Raw genomic sequence first — 1,849 nt, forward strand, 5'->3', positions numbered from 1 at the left:
AAGTTCCAGAAGAACTTTGGCGATATTACGGCAAAATCCCTCTTCTCTCACCTATCATCAGATTCTTTTTAATCCGGCTATTTAAATAGACCATGAGTCCATATTGATTAAATAGTTTCTTTACGAGCATAAATTTACTTTCAGATGTTATTCTCCTTATCCGGTATCCAACTTAGGTCATTTAAGATTTTCCTGTTTAGCTCCTTTGCGATATTCCATCGGAGTAACGTTATATTGGTTTTTAAAACAACGACTGAAATAGCGCGGAGAACCGAAACCTAACCTATCGGATATTTCTGCTACCTGCAAATAAGGTTCGTTCTTCAACATCAGTGATGCTTTTTTCAATCGGTGATTTAGAATAAATTCATTGGGTGTCATTCCTGTCAATGCTTTGAATTTTGTGTGCAATAACGTCCGTCCCATTCCAAGTTCCTGACATAATATACCAATATCAAAATCCTCATTATCAACATACTTATCTACCACTTTGATTACTTTATCCAAGAAACTTTTATCTATCGGATTAGCAGCCAACAGATCGACTTCCGAAATCTGATCTTTAGCAAAACGGCTTTGCATCAACAAGCGGTTACGGATCAAATTATTGCAACGGGTTATTAAGATTTTTGCATTGAATGGCTTGGTGATATAGTCGTCTGCCCCACGACGTAGTCCTTCAATATTTTGGTCTACAGTGTCAAGTGCAGTCAACAATACAATCGGAATGTGACACAGGTTTATGTTATTCTTTATTTTCAGGCACATCTCCGTTCCTGTCATTATCGGCATCATAACATCACTCACTATCAAATCGGGAACTTCTGCAAAAGCCTGTTTTAATCCCTCCTCCCCATTCGCTGCCGTCACCACCTGATAAAGTGATGAAAATATTTCTTTGAGTACATGCAGAAGTTCCACATTATCTTCTACCAACAGAACTTTCCGTTTCCCTTCCCGCCTATCTATCAAGGGAGTTTCGAACATAGAATCATCCTTTTCCATAAAATTTTCATCCGGTATGGTACTCTCTTGTATCATAGGCTCTTTTTCTGGAGATTCCAGAAAAACGACTTCAGTATCCTTTTCAAAACAAGCACGAGTTTTAGGTAACTTCACAATAAAACAGCTTCCTTCATTTAACTCACTTTCTACCTCAATTGTACCATGATGTAGCTGAATAATACTTTTCGTTAATGCGAGTCCGATACCAGTGCCAACATGAATCGCTTTATTCCGATTGTCCGCCTGATAAAAACGGTCGAATATCCGCTCCTGTTCTTCTTTACTAATGCCATTTCCGGAATCTTTAACTGCAATAATTACCTGATCCGGCGTAGTAGAGGTCAATATATTTATTTCTCCTTTATCCGGAACATGTTTAAAAGCATTCGAAAGCAGATTAAACAGAACCTTTCTCATTTGCCAGTCATCTATCCAAATAAATACATCCTGTTCCAGTAGCTTCAGATGATAAGAAATAGACTTCTGAGAGGCATAAGCTGAGAAAGACAGATAGACCTCCTCCAAAAATGTATTCAGACTTTGTTCCGATAGTTTTAATTGGATATAGTTTTGATCGAATTTCCGGAAGTCAAGTAATTCTGAGATTAGGAGTTTCATTTGTTGGGCATGCTTCCTTATCCTGAAAATACTGTTGTGCAAAGATGGAGGTATTGTATTCTTCTGTAACATAAGTTCTACCTGACTTATAATGAGAGTTAAAGGAGTACGGAACTCATGGCTCACATTGGTAAAGAATCGTAATTTAGCTTGATTCATCTCTTCAATATGTTCCTTTTCAATACGTTCTTTCTCCAGCGACATCGCCAAAGTTCTTCTGGAACTT

The 1,849-nt window shown here is 37.7% G+C and carries 1 protein-coding gene; it reads right to left on the minus strand.

Going from position 1 to position 1,849, the window contains the following annotated elements:
* Window positions 1-177 precede the first annotated feature (177 nt).
* Window positions 178-1,827 (minus strand): ATP-binding protein, encoded by a 1,650-nt coding sequence (locus JZY04_RS20975; protein ID WP_122143715.1) that lies wholly within the window; start codon window positions 1,825-1,827, stop codon window positions 178-180.
* Window positions 1,828-1,849 lie beyond the last annotated feature (22 nt).

Source organism: Bacteroides sp. 11BF, assembly GCF_019633765.1.
Taxonomy (GTDB): domain Bacteria; phylum Bacteroidota; class Bacteroidia; order Bacteroidales; family Bacteroidaceae; genus Bacteroides; species Bacteroides hominis.

Bases quoted from the DNA above. Each gene is read 5' to 3' on its own strand.
- JZY04_RS20975 (WP_122143715.1), bottom strand. From the start codon at position 1,827: ATGTCGCTGGAGAAAGAACGTATTGAAAAGGAACATATTGAAGAGATG.